The sequence below is a fragment of the Streptomyces sp. NPDC049879 genome (genome assembly GCF_044461265.1).
Classification (GTDB): Bacteria; Actinomycetota; Actinomycetes; order Streptomycetales; family Streptomycetaceae; genus Streptomyces.
This window is the reverse complement of the sequence record NZ_JBITKT010000002.1, coordinates 591,782-612,627: the sequence shown is the minus strand read 5'-3', so window position 1 is coordinate 612,627 and position 20,846 is coordinate 591,782. Positions and strand designations below refer to the sequence as shown.

Sequence of the window (20,846 nt, the reverse complement as noted above, 5' to 3'; positions counted from 1 at the left end):
CGCGCGGACCGCTCAGGACCATGAGCGGCATGCGTGGTGGACTGACCGACCGGCTCGTGGCGCGCCCCCTGCGGAACGAGGGCGGCGCGGCCTCGCGCCGCGCCACCGCCCGGCTGTGCCGCGGCGTCCGCCGCCCCCGGCCGCCCGCCGCCCGGCTCGCGGCGGGCGTACGGCTGCTGGTACGGGCGCGCGACGAGCGGCTCACGCGGCCGCTGCGCGCCGCCCTGGAGGCGGCGTGCGCCGATCCGGCGGTGCTGACGTTCGTGCTCGGGCGGCTGGCGCAGGCGGTCGAGGGGCCGTGGCACGACGACAGGGACGGCGCGCTGACGCCGGAACTGCTCGCGTTCCTCGGAGGACCGGCGCCCGGCGGGGGCTTGCGGCTCACCGCGTACGCCGGGGCGCGCGGGCGGGGGCTGCTGGCGTGGTTCGTGGCGGCGGTGTGCGGCGCGGACGACGAGGAGGTGCGCGAGGCGGGCGTACGGCTGCTGGGCGGCTGCGGGCATCCGGCGCTGCTGCGGCTGCTTGAGGGCGAGTTCGTCCGCCACGCGGACGCGGAGCTGCGGGGCGCGTCGCCGTACGGCTCGACCGGGCCGCTGTGGGACGCGGAGGGCCGCCCTTCGCCACTGACCCGCGCGTGCCTGGCCAACCCCGGGCTCCCGCTCGAACCGGTGGACGGCGGCGGGTTCAGCGTGCACTCGACGCGTTCGGGCGTGCTGCTGGCCGTGCTGAAGGGGCGGCTCGACCTGGTGCCCGACTACATGCGGGCGCGGGGCGCGTCCGGCACGGTGGGCGCGCTGCTCGGCGGGACGCGGCTGGCGGCGCCGGTCGCGTTCACGGGCGGCTGCCGCGTGGCGCTGCGGGCGCTGCCCGCCGGGGCGGGGCGGGAGGAGCTGTGCCGCGTCGCGGCGACCGGGCGGGATCCGGCGGCGCTGGCGGCGGTGCGGGAGGCGGGGGTGTGCTGGGGCGGGAGCCGGGCGGCGTTCCTCTATCTCACGGAGCAGTGGGCGGGTTACGACGCGGCCGATCCGGACGGCGGCCTGATGCGCGCGTTCTGCGCCGGGGAGGCGCGGGGCGGGAGCGGGGCGTACCGGGCGCGCGTACGGGAGCTGGCGCGGCTGACCGGGCGCGCGGACCCATGGCCCACGCCGGTACCACCGGTGCCACCCCAACGCCGCCGCCACCCCGCACCACAGGCGGCGGAGCCGCCGAGGGCGGGGGCAACCTGAGCCCGGTACGTGCTGCGGCGGAGCCCGGCCCGGGACCGGGACGACGACGATCGGGCCGACCGCCCGGACGACTGTCCGATCCGACAATCAAGCCGGACTCGAAGAGCGCGATGCGCTCCGCAGCGACGCCGCCGCTCTCCAGAGTCTCGCCATGGCTGCTCCTGATCTGCCCCTGAACGAGGGGGACCTGATGCGGGTGGTGCGTCCGCCCGAGACGCGTCTTTCACAGTCGAGCACGCCGGGAGGGAGCAGCGCACTCCTGCGGGACGCGGGCATCAGGCGAGGAGTCGTCGTGGGCATCGTGGTGACGCTCGCCGCAGGTGCCGTTGCGCAGGTCGTATCCCGCGTCACGACCGAGTACGGCGATCACGGGTCGAAGCCGGAGCACACGGTGGAGGCCACCGCTGAACAAGACGGTCCAGGGCACAGCCGGTTGACCGCTTCCGACGGGGCGCTCGCGACCAGCCGCCGCTGAGCACGGAAGTCTGATGCGCGTGCCAGATACCGGCTGACGCGCGAGGTGGTGCGGCTGTGGAACGGCGCCTTGTCCCGGCTCGCCCGCAGGTGCGGTTCCGGCAAGCGTCTTGGCCCGAGCGGAGAGGCAGAGGCGCGGTGGCAGCGGCGAGAACACAGCAGGCTGTTCCCGCTGACTTCCCCGGAGCCGTTGCGGGACCGGCGGGCTTTCGGACACTTCACCCCGCGCGCGGACCGCGAGCCGGGCGACGGCGACGGCGACCCGTGCCGCCGACGCGTCGTCGGCACGACAGCGTTCGGCTCAGCGGCGGACGCATTCCCCTGTCGTCCGGTGGCCGTCGGCCGACTCACGGACACAGCGCTCGAAGGGTCCGCCGCCCAGTGGTTCCGGGGCACGGGAACGCATCGCCGCAGTCGGCCGGCGTACCGACGGCCGGCGCCGGGCCGTCAGGCCGTGGCCGGGTGTGCCGGGGTGAGGGTGCGGATGTGCAGCAGTGCGTCGAACCACTCGCGCAGCGATGCCCCGTCCGCGATCAGCGGCGCCGCCGGGTCCGGGCCGACGATCCGTACGCGCGCGGGCCCCGCGAGCCACGCCCGTACCGCCTCCGGCAGGCCGTCCGCCCCCCGCAGGCCGAGCAGGTACGCGTCCGCCCCCGCCGCGCCGAGCACCGCCTCCGCCAGCCCGTCCCCCGGCGGGCCGAGCACCTCCGGCACCCGCCCGTGGTGGTACGTCAGGCCCACCGACACGTACGCCTCCCCCAGCCGCTCCCGCAGCAGGCTTCCGGCGGTGCGGCGCCCCTCCATCGGCGCGGCGGCGGTGTGCGCGTAGCCGCCCCAGTGCACGATCCGGTCGCCCGTCTCCCCGTGCCACCGCGACACGTCGTCGGCCAGCCCCCGTTCGACGCCCTCCGTCCACTCCCCCACGCGCACGAACCGCACCGGGTCGTCCGGATGCCGCGCGTTGTACCCGCGCAGCCACCGCAGCACGCCGACGATCTCCGCCGTCCGCCAGAACGGCCGCGCCCCCGCGACCAGTTCCCCCGGCTCGCCCCCGCCGCCCGCGACGTACGCCGCCAGCCCCGTACGCACCGGGTCGTCGCCCTCCAGCAGCAGCGCGCGGAAACCCTCCTCCTCCACCAGCAGCCGCAGCGCCCGGTGGGCGGCCACGGACGGCTCGCGCGCCACGCGCACCGCCGTGCCGAGCGCCACCACCGACGCGCCCCGCGCGAGACGCCCCAGCGGACGGAGGTCGTCCGCCGGGGCGTCGGGGTGCGTCACGTCCACAGGGCGCGCTGCGCTGTCCAGCCATTGCTGCACGGTCGTCGTCATGACGGGAGGCTCCTCACCACTCGCGGTACGCCGAGCGTTCCCCTTCAACCGCCCTTGAGGTCAAGACACGACGATGCCCGGCCGTCCCCCGTACGGCCGGGCATCGCTCGGTCCGGCGCGCGTGCGCCGGTGTCACGCGGCGACGGCGCGCGCCGGGCGGGCCATCCGCGATCCGGCGCGCAGCACCGGCCGCCCCAGGGCGAAGCCCGCGGCGATCAGCACCGCGCCGAGGGCCGCCGCCATGTTCGCCGTGTCCTGCGAGTCGACGGGGATGAACGCGTACCACTGCGTGCCGTCCGCGTCGTGGATCGGCTCCCACACCCCGGCGGCCAGCACGAAGCCGAAGACGCCGTGGACGATCATGGCGAGGGGCAGGAGCAGCGTGGCGGCGACGGCGGTCATGTCGACGGCCAGCCACCGCAGATGCCGCACGGGGAGCCAGGAACGGCCCGACACCGGCGGGACGACGGCGGCCTGCCCCGACCGCTCGGCGAGCCCGGCGCGCCAGGCGGCGTACCGGTCGAGGAGCCGTACGAGGCGCGGCGTCGTCCACAGGCCGATGCCGACGGGGGTCAGCGCGACCGACGTCACGGTCAGGCTGAACAGCACCGGCGAGGCCACCGCCGCCACCACGCCGGTGCCGAAGCCGCGCAGCGGGGCGAGCAGCGTGTCCCGTGCGGGTGTCATGTCGGGCGTCATGTCAGGTCGTCCTCTCGGTCCGCCGTGCCGGGCGACCACCGCCCGTCCGGCATGTGTCCCACTCTCGCCGGGGCCGGGCCTGGGCGCAGCGGCCCTGGGCGGCGTCCCGGGGGTGTACCCAACACCACCCCGGGGGTCGCCCTCCGTCCCGGCGGGCGGGTGCCCAGACGGCTGGGGGCGGGCGGCACGGATTCCTAGCGTTGTCGGCATGACATCAACGCACCGCACACGGCCGGGTCTCGCCGTACGCCTCGGTGGCTGGAGCACCCGCCACCGGAAGACAGCCATCATCGGGTGGCTCCTGTTCGTCGTGGTCGCCGTCGTCGCCGGGTCCGCCGCCGGGACGCGGAACCTGACGGGCGCCGAGTTCGGCACGGGTGACTCCGGCCGCGCGGCGCGCATCCTGGAGGACGCGGGGATCGAGGAGCCCGCGGGCGAGATGGTCATGCTGCGGGCCGACGGCGCCGACGGCTGGCGCGCGGCGGCCGGTGAGCTGGCGGACGCGCTGGAGGCGACGGGCGAGACCGCCGCGGTACAGGAGCCGGTCGCGTCGGAGGACGGGCGCGAGGGGCTGCTGACGTACCAGATCGGGGGCGACCCGGAGACGGTCACGGACCGCGCGGGCCCGCTGCTGGACGCGGTGGAGGAGGCGCGCGACGCGCACCCGGAGCTGGAGTTCCACTCCTTCGGCGAGGCGACGGCGGGGACGCATCTGGAGGAGATGCTGTCGAACGACCTGCGCACCGCCGAGTTCACGGCCGTGCCGCTCGCGCTGGGCATCCTGCTGGTCGTCTTCGGCGCGCTGGTCGCGGCGCTGCTGCCGGTCTTCCTGGCGCTGACGGCGTGCGTCGGCACGTTCGGGCTGCTCGCGCTGGCGAGCCAGCAGGTGCCGATCGACGACAGCACCAGCTCGGTGATGTTCCTCGTCGGCCTCGCGGTGGGCGTCGACTACTGCCTCTTCTACCTGCGCCGGGAGCGCGACGAGCGCGCGGCGGGGCGTGACGCGGGGACGGCGCTGCGGATCGCGGCGGCCACGAGCGGGCGGGCCGTGCTGGTGTCGGGCGTCACGGTGCTGCTGGCGATGTCCGGGATGTTCCTGTCGGGGCTGAGCCTGTTCCACGGATTCGCGGTCGCGACGATCCTGGTCGTGGTGATGGCGATGCTCGGGTCGGTCACGGTGCTGCCCGCGACGATGTCGTGGCTCGGGGACCGGGTGAACCGCGGGCGGCTGCCGTTCCTCGGCCGCAGGCGGCGCGGGGGCGGGCTGTCCGGGCGGGTGATGCGGCCGGTGCTGGCGCGGCCCGGCCTGTTCGCGGTGGCCGCGGGCGCGGTGCTGCTGGCGCTGTGCGCGCCCGCCCTCGGGATGCGGACCGAACAGCTGGGTCTGGAGAAGCAGTTCGGCTCCGACTCCGAGCTGACCATCGCCTACCGCGAGATCACCGACGTCTTCCCCGGCGGCCCCGAGCCGGCCGAGGTCGTGGTGCGCGCCGACGACGTGACGTCGCCCGCCTTCGAGGACGCGGTGGCCGCGTTCGAGCGGGAGGTCGCGGACGCCGGGGAGTTCGGCGAGCGCGTGACGGTGGACACGTACGAGGACGAGGGCGTCGTACGGATCGCGGTGCCGCTGGCGGGGAACGGGACGGACGACGCCTCGCACGCCGCGCTCGACACGCTGCGGGACATCGTGCCCGGCACGCTCGGCACGCAGGGCGAGGCGCTGGTCTCCGGCGACCTGGCCGAATCGCTCGACTTCACCGACCAGTTGGGGCAGGACATGCTGCCCGTCCTGCTGTTCATCACGACAGTGACGTTCCTGCTGATGCTGGTGTGCTTCCGCTCGCTGCCCGTCGCGCTGGTCTCGGTGGTGCTCAACCTGCTGTCGGTCGGCGCCGCGTACGGCACGATGACGGCCGTCTTCCAGCACGGCTGGGGCGCCGAGGCGCTCGGCACCGAGAAGGTCGGCGCGATCGAGGGCTGGATGCCGCTGTTCGTCCTGGTCATCCTCTTCGGACTGTCCATGGACTACCACGTGTTCGTCGTGTCCCGCATCCGCGAGGCGCACGGGCGCGGGCTGTCGGCGCGCGAGGCGGTGCGGGACGGCATACGGGCGACGGCCGGGCCGGTCACGGGTGCGGCGGCCATCATGGTGGCGGTGTTCTCGGTGTTCGCGCTGCTGCGGATGCAGGACATGCAGCAGATGGGCGTCGGGCTCGCGGTGGCCGTGCTGGTGGACGCGACGCTCGTGCGGATGGTGCTGCTGCCCGCGCTGCTGGCGCTGCTGGGCGAGCGCGCCTGGTACCTGCCGCGGTGGCTGCGGTGGCTGCCCCGGGTCGACCACGGGGAGGGCGCGGCGGAGGCGGACGTCCCGGAGGTCCAGCGCGTTCCGGAGCCGTCGCACCGCTGAACGGCGGCTCAGGGGACGGGCTCGGGCGCGCGGTAACGGGCGCTGTCCCGGTGCCAGTCCCACGCCCCCCGCACCGCGCCCGTGACGCGCGTCCCGAGCAGCCGCCCCTGGCGGCCCGCGCGGGACAGCGCGTCACGGGCGCGCAGGAGGTCCACGACCCGGGCGGTCGTCATGCGTTCCACCTCGGCGAGCGCCTCGGGCCAGCTCCCGCCGTCCCTGGCGCGGACGAGGACGGCGAGGTTGCCCGTCTCCCCGGCGGCGATGTCGCGCGGCAGGGAGTGCACGTCGTTCGTCCACGCCATGACGTCGCTGGCCGCCGCGACCGCCGTACGGGCCGCGCCGCAGCCGACGAGCGCGGCGGGGAACGTCTGCCGCTCCACGTACTCCACCAGGTCGAAGACGGGGTACGCGCCGAACGACCTGCGGCGCCACCCCACGTACTCCGCGACGCCGGGCACGGGGACCGCCCCGAGCCGCACGCCCGCCTGCCACCGGTAGCCCGCGACGCACTCCCGCAGGTGGCGCGCGAAACGATTCCGCCACTCCGGGGGCGCGTCCCCGGCCGTGACGGGCCACAGCTCGCGCACCAGGGCCTCGTGGAACGGGCGCGGCACCCCGCGCGGGAGCCGCGCGGCGGTGTCGAACCAGTCGTCGAGCGTCAGCAGCCACACGTACCAGCGCGCCAGTACGGCCATCTCGGCGTAGCCGGCCGTGCGGTAGTAGCTGGTGGCCAGCGTGACGACCCGGGAGGCCGCCAGCCTGTCCGCCCCGCCGTCCGGCACCAGGCCGCGCGCGGCCGCCCACGCGTACGCCTGGTCCTCCAGTTCGTCCGAGCGCGGGTGGAGGGGCTGCGGGCGGATGGGCATCAACAAAATCGATTCGCCTTTCGTGATGTGATGACTTGTCAGAAGCTGACGGGCAAGGATTCGAGCCGCCGTGTCCGGTGCGACGGGCGCCACTTCAGCTCGGCGGGCGGCACGGCCGTCTCCAGCTTGGGCGCGCGCCGCAGCAGCGTGGACAGGGCGATCCCGGCCTGCACGCGGGCCAGCGGGATGCCCAGGCACAGGTGGATGCCCCGGCCGAACGACAGGTGGCCCTGGCCGCCCTGGTCGAGGTCGAGCCGGTCGCCCTGGGGGAAGCGGCGCTCGTCGCGGTTGGCGGAGGCGAGGGAGAGGATCACCGAGTCCCCGGCCGCGACGGGGACGCCCCCCAGCTCCATGTCCTCGGTGGCGAAGCGCCGGATGGCCAGGGGCAGGGGGCCGTCGAAGCGCAGCAGCTCCTCGATGGCGGTCGGCAGCAACTGGGGCTCGGCGAGCAGCCGTTCCCAGTGCATGCGGGGGTTGAGGAGGGCGAGGACGCCGTTGCCGATGAAGCTGGCCGTCGTCTCGTGCCCGGCGGCCAGGACGATGAACGTCACGCTGATCAGCTCGTCCTCGGTCAGTCTGCCCTCCTCGTCCCGCGCCTCGATCAGCGCTGTCAGCAGGTCGTCGCCCGGCCGTCGCCGCTTCGCGGCGATGACGCGCCGCAGCTGCTCGACGGCCTGTGCTATCGCCGCGCGTGCCGCGCCCGGACAGCCGGGGATCAGCAGGGAGTTGGTCCACTCGGCGACCTCGGCGGACTCCTCGCGGGGGAGGCCGAGCATGTCGCTGATCACGCGCAGGGGGAGCGGCAGGGCGAGGTCCGCCATGAGATCGGCGCGGCCGGTGGGGGCGACGGCGTCGAACAGCTCCTCCGCGTGGGCCTGCACGGTGGGGCGCAGGGACTCGGCGGAGCGGCGGGTGAAGGCGTGGGAGACCAGGCGGCGCAGCCGGGTGTGGTCGGACCCGTCGAGATGCAGCAGATCGTTGCGCAGCGCGGGCGGGAGGGGGAGTCCGCGGTAGCCGCAGCCGTTGCTGCGGTCCGCGTTGGTCGAGAGCCGGGGGTCCTGCAACGCGGCGCGTACGTCCGCGTAATGCGTCACCAGCCAGGCCGGCGCACCGTCCGGTCCTGTGACGTGGTGCACGGAGCCGCCGGCCCGCAGCCGGGCGTACGGCCCGTACGGATCTGCGAAAAAGGTCTCATCCATGTGCACGCTACGTAGCGTACAGGCGTACTTACAGTCCGCGACAGAGTGACTGAGGAAACCTTTCCCTAGCCCTTCCGCATGTGTTATAAGGCCCGGCGCCCCGCTCGCCCGGAGTGCGGGGCGTGCGGTGGTGCGCCGGTGCGCGCCGCCCGGGGGACGGGCGGCGCGCGGCCGGGCGGCGGACCGGTCCGGCGTCAGCCGGTCTGCCGCGCCCAGGGCCTGACGGCCGAGGTGCCGAGCCCCGAGGGCGTGCCGAGGGGGCCGTGCCGCAGGTCCTCCTCGCGGTAGCGGCGGCAGCCGCGGTGCCAGGTGAGGATGCCCGCGAGCCAGTTCTCCAGGTCGGTGACGTACGCGTCGAGCGCCGCCCGTGCCTGATCGTCCAGGCCCAGATCCGCACAGACCACCGGCAGTTCGTGCGCGACGATGTGCTGGAACTGACGCATCCGTGACTTCATCAGATCGTCGATGATCGCGAGCCCGGTCGGGTAGTCGCAGTCGAAGAAGTTCTGCACGACCAGGATCCCGTTGTGCGTCTCGCCCTCGAACTCGATCTCCTTCTGGTAGGAGAACACATCGTTCATCAGGCCCGCGTAGTCCGACGCCGCCCGCTCCAGGGAGATCAGCGGCCCGCTCGCGTACACCTCGGGCGGCAGCGTCCGGCCGCGCCGCAGCCTGCACAGACTCATCGTGAAGTCCGCGCCGAACGTCCGCCGCCGCATCTCCAGGTAGTCCACGGGCTCCGGGACGCGGTGCAGCGCCATGTTGTCGAGTTCCCACAGCCAGCTGGCCGTCATTTCCTCGATGGTGGTGCGGAAGACGCGGCGGTGCTCCAGCGTCATCGGCCCCGCCGTGCGCCGCCACAGATCGGCGAGCCCGCGCTCCAGCGCGTTGACGGGCGGGGGCGTGGTCCCCGGGTCGTCCAGGGGGGTGTACGCGCTGAGGCGCTCGGTGCACAGCCGCGCGCCCGCGAGGTCACGCGTGCGCCCGAACACGACCGGGTAATAATCGTCGCCGTACGTCCCCCATGTCAGCCACTGCGAGGACACGTCGAGGTCCTCGGCGGCGGCGTCCGGGTGGATGCCCGCCGCGCAGAGCGGGAAGTCGTAGCCGTCCAGCTTGCGTTCGTCCCACACGCCCGGCGGCTCGTCCAGCATCCCCATCGCCCGGCCCCACGCGACCGTGTGGCGGCGGGCGGCCGGCAGGTGCGGGTTCAGGCGCGTCGTGAACGGCATCTCGAAGTCCGGCAGCCGCGACGGGCCGACGCGGCGGAACGGCACGTGCTGGAAGCGGCGTGCGCGCGCCGTCTCCGCCCGCCGTGTCGTGAAGCGGATGTCGGCCGTACCGGCGCCGAGGCCGCTGAGGCCCAGCAGCGCCCCGACCCGGCCGCCACCGCCGCGCCCCTCGGCCGCCGCGCCGCCGTCGTTCATGTACCGGCTGGAGCGCAGGTGCCACTCGTGGCCGCCCGACTGCCAGTCCTGGAGCCCCTTCACGTACGCCAGCACATCCGCGATCCCGTCAGGGCCGATGCCGCGCTCCGCGAAGAGCGTGGGCAGCTCGGTCAGCGCGGTGTGCTCGAACTGCTGGAGCCGGGCCGTCAGCAGGTCGTTCACCGCCTCGGCGGCGTCCTGCGTGGTGCAGCCGAAGAACGTCTCCAGGACCAGCACGCCGTTGCTGAACTCGCCCTCCTCCTCCACCTCGCGCTGGTACGAGAACAGGTCGTTCCGCAGGTGCACGCCGTCCGAGAACGTGTCGCGCAGCACGCGCAGCGGCCGTTCGGCGGCGATCACGGCCGGCACCTCGGCGTGCGCGGCGAACTCGACCAGTCCGGCCGACCAGGGCGCGCCGCCGACCTTGCGGCGCATCTCGATGTACTCGACGGGGTTGGGGATGCGGCCCGCGTTGATGTTGGACAGCTCCCACAGCGACTCGTTCAGCAGGTGCTCGGTGCTCTCGGCGAAACGGCCGCGCCAGGCGGGGGACATGGCGGGCACCGTGCGCGTCCACAGGTCGGCGAGCCCGGCCTCGACGGGGTTGGTGGGCTCGGGCATCCCGGCGGCCAGGTCCATGGGCATGAACGCGGGGAGCCGGTCGAGGTAGCGCTTGCCGCCGGGGCGGTCCTGGGTGCGCTTGAAGAGTTCGAGGAAGTGGTCGTCGAAGAAGAAGACCCACACGTACCAGTCGGTGACCAGGCACAGGTCCTCGGCGGACGCGTCCGGGTGCGTGTACGAGCACAGCAGCGCGTAGTCGTGGGCTTCGAGGTCGTCGGAGGTCCAGATCCCGGAGCCTTCGAGCATCCCCATGTCGCGCGCCCAGCGCCGGGTGTGGGCGCGGGCCGCTTCGAGATGCGGGTTCAGGCGGGCGGGATAAGGGGTGTAGAACGCCGGGAGGCGGAAGGGCTGAGTCACCCCGCCAGCATTCCGGCTGCCCATTGGCGTTACAGAGCGCTCCGGCCAAACCACCCGCTCGGGTGAATCTCCGGTCGGTGCGCCGTGCTGACGCGGGCCCGGGAGCCCCCGTACCGGCTCACGCTCGGTGAGCGCGGGACGGCCGCGCGGCGGCCGAACGGGACTGGCCCGTACGCGACTTCGCCGCCCGCGGGAACCCGGCGCGCCCCCGCCACGTCTCCATACCACCGGGACACGGTTTCGTTCACGCCTCGTTGCAGGGGTGAACCCTTTGGAGGGGGTCCTGATGTCCGAAGTGCTGTACACCGAGAAGTCGTGGGTACCGTTCGGCGCCGCCGTACGGCTCAGCGACAGTGAACTGTCCGTCGGGATGCGCCGCACACCCGTCGCGGAACTGAACCTCCCCGCCATCGCCGACGCGTACCTGCGCGGGCAGTGGCTCGGCGGCGGGGGCACCGAGGTGCCGTTCGGAGCGCTCCGCGAGGGCCGGTCGGTCGTACCCGTGACGCGCGTGACGGGCGCGTCGCGGCCCCTGCAGGCGCGGCGCGGCCAGGAGTTCGCGCGGGCGCTCGGGGAACTGGCCGTCCGGGCCTGCGGCGGACGGGAGGCGGTGCGCGGGTACGCGGACCAGGCGGCGCGCGAGGGCGTACCGCTGTGGATGGCCCGCAGGGTCGCGCCTGGCCCGGCGGGTCCGGTCATCGTCACCGTGGACCGGGCGCTCATGCGGGCCGATGTGTGGAGCCCCGGCGTCCCGGCGCTGCGGCTGCGCGGGCCGCGCGGACTGCCCCTGGGGCGCAGCGACCCGGCCGCCGGGCTGACCGTCACGATCGGGGAGCAGCCGGCCGAGCTGCTCGCGGCGGTGCCCTGGCGCAAGTCGCGCCGCATGATCGTCGTGCAGTCGCTGCACGGGCGCTGGGAGCTGCGGTGGCGCGACCACCGCTCGTCGCGGCTGCTGCGGGACTACCGGCAGGTCGCCGTGCTGTCGTGGCCGGACCCGGTGCGGGGCCGCCCGGTGCTGCGCCCGCTGACGAACGTGGTGCACCAGTCGGCCGATCCGCTGGACGCGGTGGTGGCGCACTTCTTCGGCGTCGTGTGCGGGCTCGGCGACCGGATCGGGCACATACGGTTCGGCGTCCGGCGCGAGACCAGGTCCGAGCCGGACGACTGGGAGACGTGGACCGAGCCGTGGTACAGCGACGTGGGCGGCGGCCGGGACGACCGCCCGTCGGGCGGCGGTGACGGGGGCAGCGGGGGCTGGGACGGCGGTGGCGGCGGGGGCGACGGGGGCGACGGCGGTGGAGGAGACGGCGGCGGCGGAGGCGGGGACGGGGGTGGTGGCGGGGGAGGCGACGGCGGAGGCGGTGGCGGCGGGGAATGACCGCGCGCACCCGCGCGGCGCGGCGGGCCCTGGGGAGGGAGCCGCATGACACGTCCCGTGTACGGCGAACCGGGACGCTTCCCGCCACGCCACCGCGTACGACCGGACGGGCGCCACCCGCGCGACGGCCGATACGCCTGGCGGCGCGTACCGCTCGACGACCTGCACCTGGCGACGATGGCCGACGCGTACCCGCACGGCCGGTGGCTCGGCGGCGGCGGCAGCACCCGGCCGCTGCGGGTGCGGCGGGCCGAGGAGTTCATGCGGCGGCTCGGCGAACTGGGCGTGCGCAGCAGTGGCGGACCGGAAGGTGTCGCGCGGCACACGCCGCCGCGCGCCGCCCGCGAAGGCGTACCGCTGTGGATGGCCCGCAGGTCGCGCCTGGCCCGGCCGGTCCGGTCGTCGTCACCCTCGACCGCGCGCCGGCGAACGCGCCCGCCTCGCCCCGGCCTCACGCTGACGCTCGGCACCGCACAGGCCTCCCTCGTCCCGCTGCCCGACCGGTACGGCCCGCCGCAAATCGCCGTCACCGCCCCGGGCGGTACTGGACCCTGCGGCGCACGGACCCTCGTTCCTCCGCGCCCAGCGGGGGACATGGGCTGCTCCGACCCCTGACGCCGGTGCGCTTCGGGACCGGCGCGACGGGGGACGCCACCGGCAGCGTCCGCCTCGGCTCGTACGAGGAGCTGCCGGGCGGCCCGGGAGCGTGGGCGCCCTCCTGGTTCACCGACGTCGGCACCGGCCCCGGGGGCGACGGGCTCGGTCCGTTCGGAGGGCTCCCGGGCCGCCGCAGGGGGCGCGACGCCGTGGAACGGGCGGCGGGCGAGGCAACGGGCAGCCCGGTGGCTCGGAGTGTGAGCGCGCCGCCCCCGCGTCAGCCCTTGCGGTGCCCCATGAACCGCCCCGTGGCCGCGTCCAGGTCCACGATGGGCGGCGGGTAGTCGAGCGCCGCGCGGTCCGGTTCCGGCAGCCGCCACGGCCGGTGGACCGCGCCGCCGTCCAGCCCCTCGGCGCCCGCGAGTTCGGGCACCCACCGCCGTACGTACTCGCCCTTCGGGTCGAAACGGCGGGCCTGCGTCAGGGGGTTGAGCATCCGGTTGAAGCGCGAGTCGTTCCCTGTCCCGGCGACCCACTGCCAGTTCATCTGGTTGTTCGCCACGTCCCCGTCCACCAGCAGGTCGAGGAAGTGCCGCGCGCCGACGCGCCAGTCGACGTACAGGTACTTGGTGAGGAAGCTGCCCGCCACCAACCGCGCCCTGTTGTGCATCCAGCCCTCGTGCAGCAGCTGCCGCATGGCCGCGTCCACCAGCGGGTAGCCCGTGCGGCCCGCGCGCCACGCCTCGGCGGCCTCCGGGTCGTCGCGCCACGCGTCGTTCCGGGTGCGGTAGTCGCGGCGGGCGGCGTCCGGCCGGGCGGCGAGGACCTGGTGGTGGAAGTCGCGCCACGCCAGCTGCCGTACGAACGCCTCCGCGCCCGCGCCGCCGCGCCGCTCCGCGCGTTCGCGGATCTCGGTCGGCGACAGCGTGCCGAAGTGCAGGTCGGCGGAGAGGCGGGAGGTGGCGTCGGCGGCGAGGTCGTCGTGCCGGTCCTCGTAGTCGGCGAGCGGCCCGCGCTCCCAGGCGGCGAGGCGGCGGCGCGCCTCCGTCTCGCCGCCGCGCGGCAGGCCGGGCGACGGGGTGCGGCAGGACGGGCCGCACAGCGCGCGGATCAGCGCGTCGGCGGACGGGACGTCGTCGGACCGCACCGCGTCCGGCACGCGCACGGTGCGCGGCGCGCCCTGGACCGTACGGCGCGGGGCGGTGGCCCAACGGCGGAAGTAGGGCGTGAAGACGGCGAAGTGGTCCCTGCTGTTGGGGGTCAGCGCGCCCGGGGGCACGACGGTGCGGGACGCCTCGTGGACGCGCAGCTCGCGCCCGTCCTCCTCCAGCGCGGCGCGCAGCGCGCCCTCGCGGCGGTCGGCGTAACCGGTCACGGCGGCGGCGACGTGCACCGTACGGGCGTCCGCCTCGGCGGCCACGCGGCACACCTCCGCCACCACGTCGCCGCGCCGCAGCACCAGCCGCCCGCCGCGCGAGCGCAGCGACGCGTCGAGGTCGGCGAGGCAGTCGGCGAGGAACGCGGCGCGGTTCGGGACGGCGAAGCCCGCGTCCCGTACGCCGTCGTCCAGCACGAACAGCGGCACCACCTCGTCCGCCTCGCGCTGCGCGGCCCGGAGCACGGGGTTGTCGTGCAGCCGCAGGTCGGAGGTGAAGAGGGCGACGGCGGCGGTCATGCCGCGTCCGCCGTGGGCTCGGCGCCGCCGGGGCGCCCGGCGGCGGCGCGGGCGGCGCGTTCCTGGGTCTCCGCCGTGGCGGCGATGTTGCGGACCATGCCGCGGAACACTACGGCGTGGAACGGGCTGACGGCCCACCAGTAGAGGTGCCCCGACAGGCCCCTGGGGCGGAAGACGGCGCGCTGCCGGTACAGCGAGCGGTCCCCCGGCGCGGGGTCGACGGCGAGTTCGAGCCAGGCCCGGCCGGGCAGCCGCATCTCGGCGCGCAGCCGCAGGAGGCGGGGCGGGGCGATCTCCTCGACGCGCCAGAAGTCGAGCCGGTCGCCCACGTTCAGCGGTCCGGGGCCGCGCCGCCCGCCGCGTACGCCGGGGCCGCCGAGGAGCAGGTCGATCCAGCCGCGGGCGGCCCAGGCGAGCGGCGCGGAGTACATGCCGTGCTCGCCGCCGATCGCGGCGACGGCCTTCCAGACGGCCTCCTGGGAGGCGGCGACGGGCCGTTCGCGCCGGTCGGCGTAGTAGCTGCCGCCCGCCCAGTCGGGGTCGGCGGACAGCGGGTCGCTCGGCGAGGCGCCGTCCTCCGGCACGCTCTCCTCGGCCTCGCGGGAGGCGCGCAGGGCGAGGTGCAGGGCGGTCTCGAAGCCGAGGGGTCCGCCGGGCGGGTCGGGCGCGTACCGCTCGATGTCGTGCTCGCGGACGACGACCTCGTAGCGCAGCGACTCGGCGAGCGGGCGCGCCAGTTTGCCGGGGATGGGGGTGACCAGGCCGACCCACAGGCCGGACAGGCGGGGGGTGAGCACGGGGACCGGGACGATGCGCCGCCGCCGCAGCCCGGCCTGCTGCGCGTAGCACCGCATCATGTGCTCGTACGTCACCACATCGGGTCCGCCGATGTCGAACGTGCGGTTGACGTCGGGCGGGAGCGAGGCGCAGGCGACGAGCAGCCGCAGCACGTCCCGTACGGCGATGGGCTGCACGCGGGTGCGGACCCAGCGGGGGGTGACCATGGCGGGCAGGCGCTCGGTGAGCTGCCGCAGCATCTCGAACGACGCGGAGCCCGAGCCGATGACGACGGCGGCGCGCAGGACGGCGGTCGGGACGCCGGACTCCAGCAGCAGGCGGCCGACCTCGGCGCGGGAGCGGAGGTGGGGGGAGAGCTCGTCCTCGGGGATGTCGCGCGGGGTGAGGCCGCCGAGGTAGACGATCCGGCGGACTCCGGCGGCGCGTGCCTGCTCGGCGAACATCCTGGCGGCGTGGCGGTCGGTCGCGACGAAGTCCTTGCCGCCGATGGAGTGGACGAGGTAGTAGGCGACCTCCACTCCGCGCATGGCCTCGGCGAGCAGCCCGGGGTCGTTGACGTCGGCGCGCGCGGTCTCCACCTGGTCGATCCAGGGCCGCCCGGCCAGCTTCTCGGGCGTGCGGGCGAGGCAGCGTACGGAGTGGCCGGCGGCCAGCAGTTCGGGCACCAGCCGGCCGCCGATGTAGCCGCTCGCGCCCGTGACCAGGCACAGGGGGTGGTCGAGGCTCATTCCCTCATCTTGGCGGCCTCCCGGGCCACCGCAACCGGAGTGATGCAAATCAAATTGCACACGAGTCCACTCATGCAACAGGATGTGTGGCATGACGACAGCGCTCAGTCCGACCCTGGCCATCGACACCGCTCTCCGTGCCCGTCGCGCCCGAGGTGAGGAGGTGCTGCACCTCGGCTTCGGGGAGGCGGGCCTGCCCGTGCCCGGCCCTGTGGCGGACGTCCTCGCCCGCGCCGCCGGCCGGAACGGGTACGGGCCGGTCGCCGGGTCGGCCGAGGCGCGGGACGCGGCGGCCGGCTGGTTCACCCGGCGCGGCCTGCCCACCGCGCCCGCCCAGGTGACGTTCGCCCCCGGCAGCAAGCCGCTGCTCTACGCGCTGCTGGCGGCCATACCCGGGGATGTCGTCCTGCCCCGCCCGGCGTGGGTGAGCTACGCGGCGCAGAGCGCGCTGGCGGGCAAGCGCGTGATCGGCGTCCCCGTGCCGCCGGAGGCAGGCGGCGTCCCCGACCCCGACCTGCTGGCGTACGCGCTGCGCACGGCCCAGGACGGCGGCGCGCACCCCGGCGTGCTCGTCCTCACCGTCCCCGACAACCCCACGGGAACGGTCGCCAGGCCCCATCACCTGCGCGCCGTCTGCGACCTGGCGGCCCGTCACGGGCTCGCCGTCGTGGCCGACGAGATCTACGCCGAGCTGCTGCACGACGGCGGGACCGCGCCGAGCGCCGCCGCCCACCTCCCGGACCGCACCGTCGTCACCACCGGCCTGAGCAAGTCCATGGCGCTGGGCGGCTGGCGCGTCGGTTTCGCCCGCTTCCCCGAGGGCGCGTGGGGCGAGCGGACGCGCGCCGAGGTCGCGGGCATCGCCAGCGAGATCTGGTCGAGCCTCGCCGCGCCCATGCAGGCGGTGGCCGCGCACGTCCTGGCCGACCCGCCCGAGGTCCTGGCGCACATCGACGCCGCGCGCCGCCTGCACGGGGCCGTAGCGGCGGCGGCGCACGCGGAGTTCACCGCGGCCGGGGCCGAGTGCCGCGCGCCCGAGGCGGGCTTCTACCTGTACCCGGACCTCGGCCCCCACCGCGCCGCGCTCGCGGCCCGCGGCATCGGCACCGCCGACGCCCTCGCCGCGTACCTCCTGGAGCGGCACGGCGTCGGCGTCCTGTCCGGCACCGCCTTCGGCGACACCCCCGACGGCCTGCGCTTCCGCGCCGCGACGAGCCTGCTCTACGGCGAGACGGACGAGCAGCGGCTCCGCGCGCTGCGCTCCGGCGACCCCGTGCGCCTGCCGTGGATCGCCGACGCGCTCACCCGGCTGCGCACGGCCCTCGCGAACCTCACCGCCGCCGCTCCGGATCGTCGTACACGCTGAACTCCTCCAGCAGCTCCTCCTCGCGCAGCAGCGCCGACCGCACCTCCTGCCCGAGCAGCGCCGCCACACCACCGGCGAGTGCCTGCACCAGCGCCGTGAAACCGGTCAGCGACCGCAGGACGGACGGCCCCGACGCGTCCACATAGAACACGTGTTCAGCGGATGCCGCCAGCGGCGAGGAGGGGTTGTCGGTCAGCGCGATGCACCGCGCGCCACGCTTCCGCGCCCAAGCGGCGGCGCGCACGGTGTCGGTCGAGTAGCGGTGGATGGCCAGCGACACGAAGCAGTCGCCCGAACGCACGCGCCGCAGCTGGTCGGTCAACGTGCCCGCCCCCGCCGTCACCGTCGCGACCTCCTCGCGCAGCATCCCCAGCAGGTAGCCGAGGAGATAGGCGGGAGCGTGGCACTTGCGCAGTCCCATCACGTGGACGCGCGGCGCCTCGGCGAGCGCGCGCACCGCCGGGTCCCACAGGGCGGGTTCGATACGGGCGAAGGTCCGGCTGATGTTGGCCCGGTCGAGGGCCACCGCGCGTTCCAGCAGGTCGCCGCCGTCGCTGCCGAGCTGTTCGAGCGTCTGGAAGCGCCGCAGCAGCTGCGCCTGCTCCCGCAGCCGCATCCGGCACAGCCGCGTCAGCCCCGGATAGCCCTCCAGGCCCAGGCTGGTGGCGAAGCGCACCACCGTCGCCTCGTTGACCCCCACGGCGGCGGCCAGCTCGGAGACCGTCATGAACGCGACCCCCTCGGGGTCCGCGAGCACCCGGTCGGCCAGCAGCCGCTGCGAGCGCGTGAGGACGGGCCGCCGCTCGTGGAGCAGCGCCATGAGGTCGTCGAAGGTCTGCGGTGCCGCCGATGCCGAAGCCATGACCGGATTCTCCTCCCCGGGCCAGGACCGCCCGCAGCCGCCCGTGACCTGACCGCCTCCCGCGCCGTTCCCCTACAGGGGACTCACCGCGCAGGGAGCGCGGGCCCCGGGGGAGGGACACCGCATGCTGACACCGGCGCCGTGCGCCACGTTCCCCCTGGGCGAACGCCGTGACCCCCGCGCCGACCGCCACCGTTTCGCCTCTCCCCTGACCCGGATGCTGCTCGCCGGTGACGGTCTGACGACCACCCTCCTCGAAGCCCTCTCCGGTGAACGGCTGCACCTGCACCGCATCGCCCAGGCGCAGGCCTCCGCCGGTGCGGCAGGGCACGCCGTACCCGGACTGCTGCGCGCCGAACACCACTCCACCGTCCTGGTCCGGCACTCCGCGCTGCTGCGCCAGGAGGGCGGAGCGGTGTCCGCCAACCACGTCGTGGCGCGCATCGGCCAGGACCTCCCCCCGGCCGTCGCCGCCTGCCTGACCGGCGACACCCTCCCGCTCGGCCCGGCGCTCAGCGCTGTCGGCGCGGGCCACCGGCGGACCGTGCTCGACGTGGGGCGCCGCACCTGGGGGCCGCGGCCCGCCTGCTACAAGACGTATCTCATCTGGCTCGGCGACGAACCCCTGGCCCTGGTCCACGAACTGTTCCACCCTGACCTCGTTCCCCCGGACTGAGAGGGGCCGCATGGACGCGCGCACACTCCGCACCCAGGTCGGCATCATCGGCGCAGGACCTGCCGGGCTCGTCCTGGCCAACCTGCTGACGGCCGCGGGCATCGACTGCGTCGTGCTGGAACGGCACAGCCGCGCCCGCGTCGAACGCCGGGCCCGCGCCGGGCTCGTCGAGCAGCGCACCGTGCGCCTCCTGCGCGACCACGGCCTCGCCGGCCGCCTCCTGTCGGACGGCATCCCGCACGGCTGGTGCGACTTCCTGTGCCTCGGCCGCGTCATACGCCTCGACTACGCCGCGCTCTCCGGCGCGAGACACTGGGTCTATCCGCAGCAGTTACTCGTGCGCGACCTGCTCGCCTCGCTCGACGCCGCGGGCAGGCCGCCGCTGTTCGAGTGCTCGGCCGTCGCCGTCGAGGACATCCACGGCCCCCGCGCCACCATCCGCTGCGAGGACGGCCCCACGGTCGTCTGCGACCACGTCGTCGGCGCCGACGGCCCCCGGGGCTTATCCCGCTCCGCGCTCTCCCCGGCCGCCACGCCCTACCGGCGGCGCTACCCGTACGACTGGCTCGCCATCCTCGCCGAGGTGGACCGCCCGGTCCCCGGCGTGGTCTACGGACTGCACGCCGACGGCTTCGCGGGCATGATGCCCCGCTCCCCCCGCCTCGCGCGCTTCTACCTCCAGTGCCCGCCGGGCGACACCCCGGCCGCCTGGCCCGCCCCCCGCATCCTGGCCGCCCTGCGGCGCAGACTGAACGGGGCGCACCTCCCCCGCATCGGCGCCCTCACCGAGACCCGCATGCTGCGGATGCGCGCCGACGTCACGGAACCCATGGCCAGGGGACGCCTGCTGCTGGCGGGCGACGCCGCGCACGTCCTCACCCCCTCGGGCGCCAAGGGCATGAACCTCGCCATCGCCGACGCCGCCGACCTCGCCGACGCCCTGACGCGCGGCCCGGCCGCCCTTGAGGGCTACAGCGCGCGCCGCCTGCCCGACGTGTGGCGCACGCAGGAGTTCTCCGACCGGCTGCTCGGCCTGCTGCACCTGCCCGCCGGGTCGGAGAACGCCGCCGACCCGCGCTTCGGGCTGCGGCTGCGCCTCGCCACGCTGGAACGGCTCGCCGTGCCGGGACCGTTCTCCGTCGCGTTCGCGCACGCCTACGCGGGCTCGGGCGAGGAGCCCGTCAGCCCAGCAGGGCCGCGATGACGGTGAGGACGGGCACGGACAGGACGGTGGACAGCAGCACCGCCTCGCGGGCGAGCCGGACGCCGGTGCCGTACCGCGAGGCGTAGGTGAAGAGGTTCTGCGCGGCCGGGAGCGCGGCGAGCACGACGACGTGCAGCTGGTCGTCGGCGTCCAGGCCGAAGACGAACGCCGCCAGCAGCCACGCCACCAGCGGCTGCCCGACCGACTTGAGGGCCACGGACACGAGCACCTGCGTCCGCTCGGGCCCGCGTCCCGGCATGGCGGCGCCGCGCAGGGATATGCCGAACGCGAGCAGCACGGCGGGCACCGCCATGTTGCCGATGAGCACGGCGGGGTCGAACACCGCCTGGGGCACGGTCCATCCGGTGGCGGCGACGGTCACCCCGGCGAGTGAGCCGACGACGACGGGGTTGCGGAAGGGGGTGAGGATCCGTGACAGCACCGATGGCCTGGCGTCCTCGCCGCTGTCACGGGTGGCTATGTCGAGCACGGTCAGTGCGACGGGTGACAGGGTGAGCTGCTGGAGCAGCAGCACGGGCGCGACGAGCGACGCATCGCCGAGCACGTAGACGGCGATGGGGATGCCGAGGTTGCCCGCGTTGACATAGGAGGCGCACAGGGCACCGATGGTCGTGGGGCCCACGCCCCAGCGCGCGAGGGCGCCGACGACCAGGTAGACGCCGCACGCGGCCAGGGTCGCGAGCGCGGTGACCAGCAGCGGCGGCGAGAGGATGACGCCGAGGTCGGCCTCGGCGAGCGTCGTGAAGAGCAGGGCGGGCGTCGCCACGTGGAACGCGAGCCTGGTCAGCACCTCGCGGCCGTTCTCACCCAGCGATCCGAGCAGACCCAGTACGTATCCGGTCGCGATGACGACGGCGATGATCGCGAATCCCGTGATCACACCGCCCATATGCGCACTCTCGAACAAGACCGGTCACAGGTCAACGTGACCTCCACTAC

General features: G+C 75.1%; 17 protein-coding genes. 8 read left to right on the top strand and 9 right to left on the bottom strand.

All coding sequences use genetic code 11. From position 1 onward, the window contains the following. Positions 1-29 precede the first annotated feature (29 nt). Together ACIBPC_RS09865 and ACIBPC_RS09860 are read left to right on the top strand one after the other, a co-directional pair. Positions 30-1,226: a hypothetical protein gene (locus ACIBPC_RS09865; RefSeq protein ID WP_398842491.1), complete on the top strand. Its 1,197-nt coding sequence runs from the start codon at positions 30-32 to the stop codon at positions 1,224-1,226. Positions 1,227-1,518: 292 nt separating this feature from the next. Further along, complete coding sequence (locus tag ACIBPC_RS09860) at positions 1,519-1,701, top strand: hypothetical protein (protein ID WP_398842488.1); 183 nt, start codon at positions 1,519-1,521, stop codon at positions 1,699-1,701. A gap of 446 nt (positions 1,702-2,147) precedes the next feature. Here the strand turns inward: ACIBPC_RS09860 and ACIBPC_RS09855 are convergent, their stop codons facing one another. Next, positions 2,148-3,029, bottom strand: coding sequence for an erythromycin esterase family protein (locus ACIBPC_RS09855; protein WP_398842486.1), 882 nt, complete (start codon positions 3,027-3,029; stop codon positions 2,148-2,150). Between the two features lie 132 nt (positions 3,030-3,161). Next, positions 3,162-3,716, bottom strand: a complete 555-nt coding sequence (locus ACIBPC_RS09850) for a hypothetical protein (RefSeq protein ID WP_398842483.1) — start codon at positions 3,714-3,716, stop codon at positions 3,162-3,164. A gap of 220 nt (positions 3,717-3,936) precedes the next feature. Between ACIBPC_RS09850 and ACIBPC_RS09845 the strand changes: the two genes are divergently transcribed. Continuing rightward, positions 3,937-6,132, top strand: coding sequence for an MMPL family transporter (locus tag ACIBPC_RS09845; protein WP_398842481.1), 2,196 nt, complete (start codon positions 3,937-3,939; stop codon positions 6,130-6,132). An 8-nt stretch (positions 6,133-6,140) separates the two neighbouring features. Here the strand turns inward: ACIBPC_RS09845 and ACIBPC_RS09840 are convergent, their stop codons facing one another. The 3 genes from ACIBPC_RS09840 to ACIBPC_RS09830 all read right to left on the bottom strand — a co-directional run bounded on the left by ACIBPC_RS09840 (position 6,141) and on the right by ACIBPC_RS09830 (position 10,602). Then, entirely contained in the window at positions 6,141-6,998 is an 858-nt protein-coding gene (locus ACIBPC_RS09840) for a hypothetical protein (protein ID WP_398842478.1), read from the bottom strand. A gap of 38 nt (positions 6,999-7,036) precedes the next feature. After that, positions 7,037-8,197, bottom strand: a complete 1,161-nt coding sequence (locus ACIBPC_RS09835) for a cytochrome P450 (RefSeq protein WP_398842476.1) — start codon at positions 8,195-8,197, stop codon at positions 7,037-7,039. A gap of 194 nt (positions 8,198-8,391) precedes the next feature. Continuing rightward, positions 8,392-10,602 carry a germacradienol/geosmin synthase gene (locus tag ACIBPC_RS09830; RefSeq protein WP_398842474.1) on the bottom strand — a complete coding sequence of 737 codons (2,211 nt, stop codon included), beginning with the start codon at positions 10,600-10,602 and terminating at the stop codon, positions 8,392-8,394. 286 nt (positions 10,603-10,888) lie between these two features. Between ACIBPC_RS09830 and ACIBPC_RS09825 the strand changes: the two genes are divergently transcribed. Next, on the top strand, positions 10,889-11,980 hold the full coding sequence (locus ACIBPC_RS09825) for a hypothetical protein (RefSeq protein ID WP_398842472.1): 1,092 nt from the start codon (positions 10,889-10,891) through the stop codon (positions 11,978-11,980). Between the two features lie 45 nt (positions 11,981-12,025). After that, the gene (locus tag ACIBPC_RS09820) at positions 12,026-12,595 is read left to right on the top strand and encodes a hypothetical protein (RefSeq protein ID WP_398842471.1); all 570 of its coding nucleotides are present in this window, start codon (positions 12,026-12,028) and stop codon (positions 12,593-12,595) included. A 259-nt stretch (positions 12,596-12,854) separates the two neighbouring features. Here the strand turns inward: ACIBPC_RS09820 and ACIBPC_RS09815 are convergent, their stop codons facing one another. Then, positions 12,855-14,252: a deoxyribodipyrimidine photo-lyase gene (locus ACIBPC_RS09815; protein WP_362963920.1), complete on the bottom strand. Its 1,398-nt coding sequence runs from the start codon at positions 14,250-14,252 to the stop codon at positions 12,855-12,857. After that, complete coding sequence (locus ACIBPC_RS09810) at positions 14,249-15,778, bottom strand: SDR family oxidoreductase (protein WP_398842470.1); 1,530 nt, start codon at positions 15,776-15,778, stop codon at positions 14,249-14,251. The genes ACIBPC_RS09815 and ACIBPC_RS09810 overlap by 4 nt, the downstream gene beginning before the upstream one ends. Positions 15,779-15,869: 91 nt before the next feature. Here ACIBPC_RS09810 and ACIBPC_RS09805 point away from each other — a divergent pair, with 91 nt between their 5' ends. Further along, entirely contained in the window at positions 15,870-17,144 is a 1,275-nt protein-coding gene (locus tag ACIBPC_RS09805) for a pyridoxal phosphate-dependent aminotransferase (RefSeq protein ID WP_398842469.1), read from the top strand. Here ACIBPC_RS09805 and ACIBPC_RS09800 read toward each other — a convergent pair. Beyond that, positions 17,110-18,006: a MurR/RpiR family transcriptional regulator gene (locus ACIBPC_RS09800; protein ID WP_362963926.1), complete on the bottom strand. Its 897-nt coding sequence runs from the start codon at positions 18,004-18,006 to the stop codon at positions 17,110-17,112. The genes ACIBPC_RS09805 and ACIBPC_RS09800 overlap by 35 nt on opposite strands. A 124-nt stretch (positions 18,007-18,130) precedes the next feature. On the opposite strand from ACIBPC_RS09800, the gene ACIBPC_RS09795 reads away from it, so the two are divergent. After that, the gene (locus tag ACIBPC_RS09795; protein ID WP_398842468.1) at positions 18,131-18,682 is read left to right on the top strand and encodes a hypothetical protein; all 552 of its coding nucleotides are present in this window, start codon (positions 18,131-18,133) and stop codon (positions 18,680-18,682) included. A 10-nt stretch (positions 18,683-18,692) separates the two neighbouring features. Then, a complete protein-coding gene (locus ACIBPC_RS09790; protein ID WP_362963930.1) occupies positions 18,693-19,886 on the top strand; it encodes an FAD-dependent monooxygenase in 1,194 nt (397 codons plus the stop codon). Here the strand turns inward: ACIBPC_RS09790 and ACIBPC_RS09785 are convergent. Beyond that, positions 19,864-20,796 carry an AEC family transporter gene (locus ACIBPC_RS09785; protein ID WP_362963932.1) on the bottom strand — a complete coding sequence of 311 codons (933 nt, stop codon included), beginning with the start codon at positions 20,794-20,796 and terminating at the stop codon, positions 19,864-19,866. The two genes, ACIBPC_RS09790 and ACIBPC_RS09785, sit on opposite strands and share 23 nt — an antisense overlap. Positions 20,797-20,846 lie beyond the last annotated feature (50 nt).

What these genes read in the sequence shown, in the direction of transcription:
- ACIBPC_RS09865 (WP_398842491.1), top strand. Translation starts at nt 30, where the DNA reads ATGCGTGGTGGACTGACCGACCGGCTCGTGGCGCGCCCCCTGCGGAAC.
- ACIBPC_RS09855 (WP_398842486.1), bottom strand. Translation starts at nt 3,029, where the DNA reads ATGACGACGACCGTGCAGCAATGGCTGGACAGCGCAGCGCGCCCTGTG.
- ACIBPC_RS09850 (WP_398842483.1), bottom strand. Translation starts at nt 3,716, where the DNA reads ATGACACCCGCACGGGACACGCTGCTCGCCCCGCTGCGCGGCTTCGGC.
- ACIBPC_RS09845 (WP_398842481.1), top strand. Translation starts at nt 3,937, where the DNA reads ATGACATCAACGCACCGCACACGGCCGGGTCTCGCCGTACGCCTCGGT.
- ACIBPC_RS09840 (WP_398842478.1), bottom strand. Translation starts at nt 6,998, where the DNA reads ATGCCCATCCGCCCGCAGCCCCTCCACCCGCGCTCGGACGAACTGGAG.
- ACIBPC_RS09835 (WP_398842476.1), bottom strand. Translation starts at nt 8,197, where the DNA reads ATGGATGAGACCTTTTTCGCAGATCCGTACGGGCCGTACGCCCGGCTG.
- ACIBPC_RS09825 (WP_398842472.1), top strand. Translation starts at nt 10,889, where the DNA reads ATGTCCGAAGTGCTGTACACCGAGAAGTCGTGGGTACCGTTCGGCGCC.
- ACIBPC_RS09820 (WP_398842471.1), top strand. Translation starts at nt 12,026, where the DNA reads ATGACACGTCCCGTGTACGGCGAACCGGGACGCTTCCCGCCACGCCAC.
- ACIBPC_RS09815 (WP_362963920.1), bottom strand. Translation starts at nt 14,252, where the DNA reads ATGACCGCCGCCGTCGCCCTCTTCACCTCCGACCTGCGGCTGCACGAC.
- ACIBPC_RS09810 (WP_398842470.1), bottom strand. Translation starts at nt 15,778, where the DNA reads ATGAGCCTCGACCACCCCCTGTGCCTGGTCACGGGCGCGAGCGGCTAC.
- ACIBPC_RS09805 (WP_398842469.1), top strand. Translation starts at nt 15,870, where the DNA reads ATGACGACAGCGCTCAGTCCGACCCTGGCCATCGACACCGCTCTCCGT.
- ACIBPC_RS09800 (WP_362963926.1), bottom strand. Translation starts at nt 18,006, where the DNA reads ATGGCTTCGGCATCGGCGGCACCGCAGACCTTCGACGACCTCATGGCG.
- ACIBPC_RS09795 (WP_398842468.1), top strand. Translation starts at nt 18,131, where the DNA reads ATGCTGACACCGGCGCCGTGCGCCACGTTCCCCCTGGGCGAACGCCGT.
- ACIBPC_RS09790 (WP_362963930.1), top strand. Translation starts at nt 18,693, where the DNA reads ATGGACGCGCGCACACTCCGCACCCAGGTCGGCATCATCGGCGCAGGA.
- ACIBPC_RS09785 (WP_362963932.1), bottom strand. Translation starts at nt 20,796, where the DNA reads ATGGGCGGTGTGATCACGGGATTCGCGATCATCGCCGTCGTCATCGCG.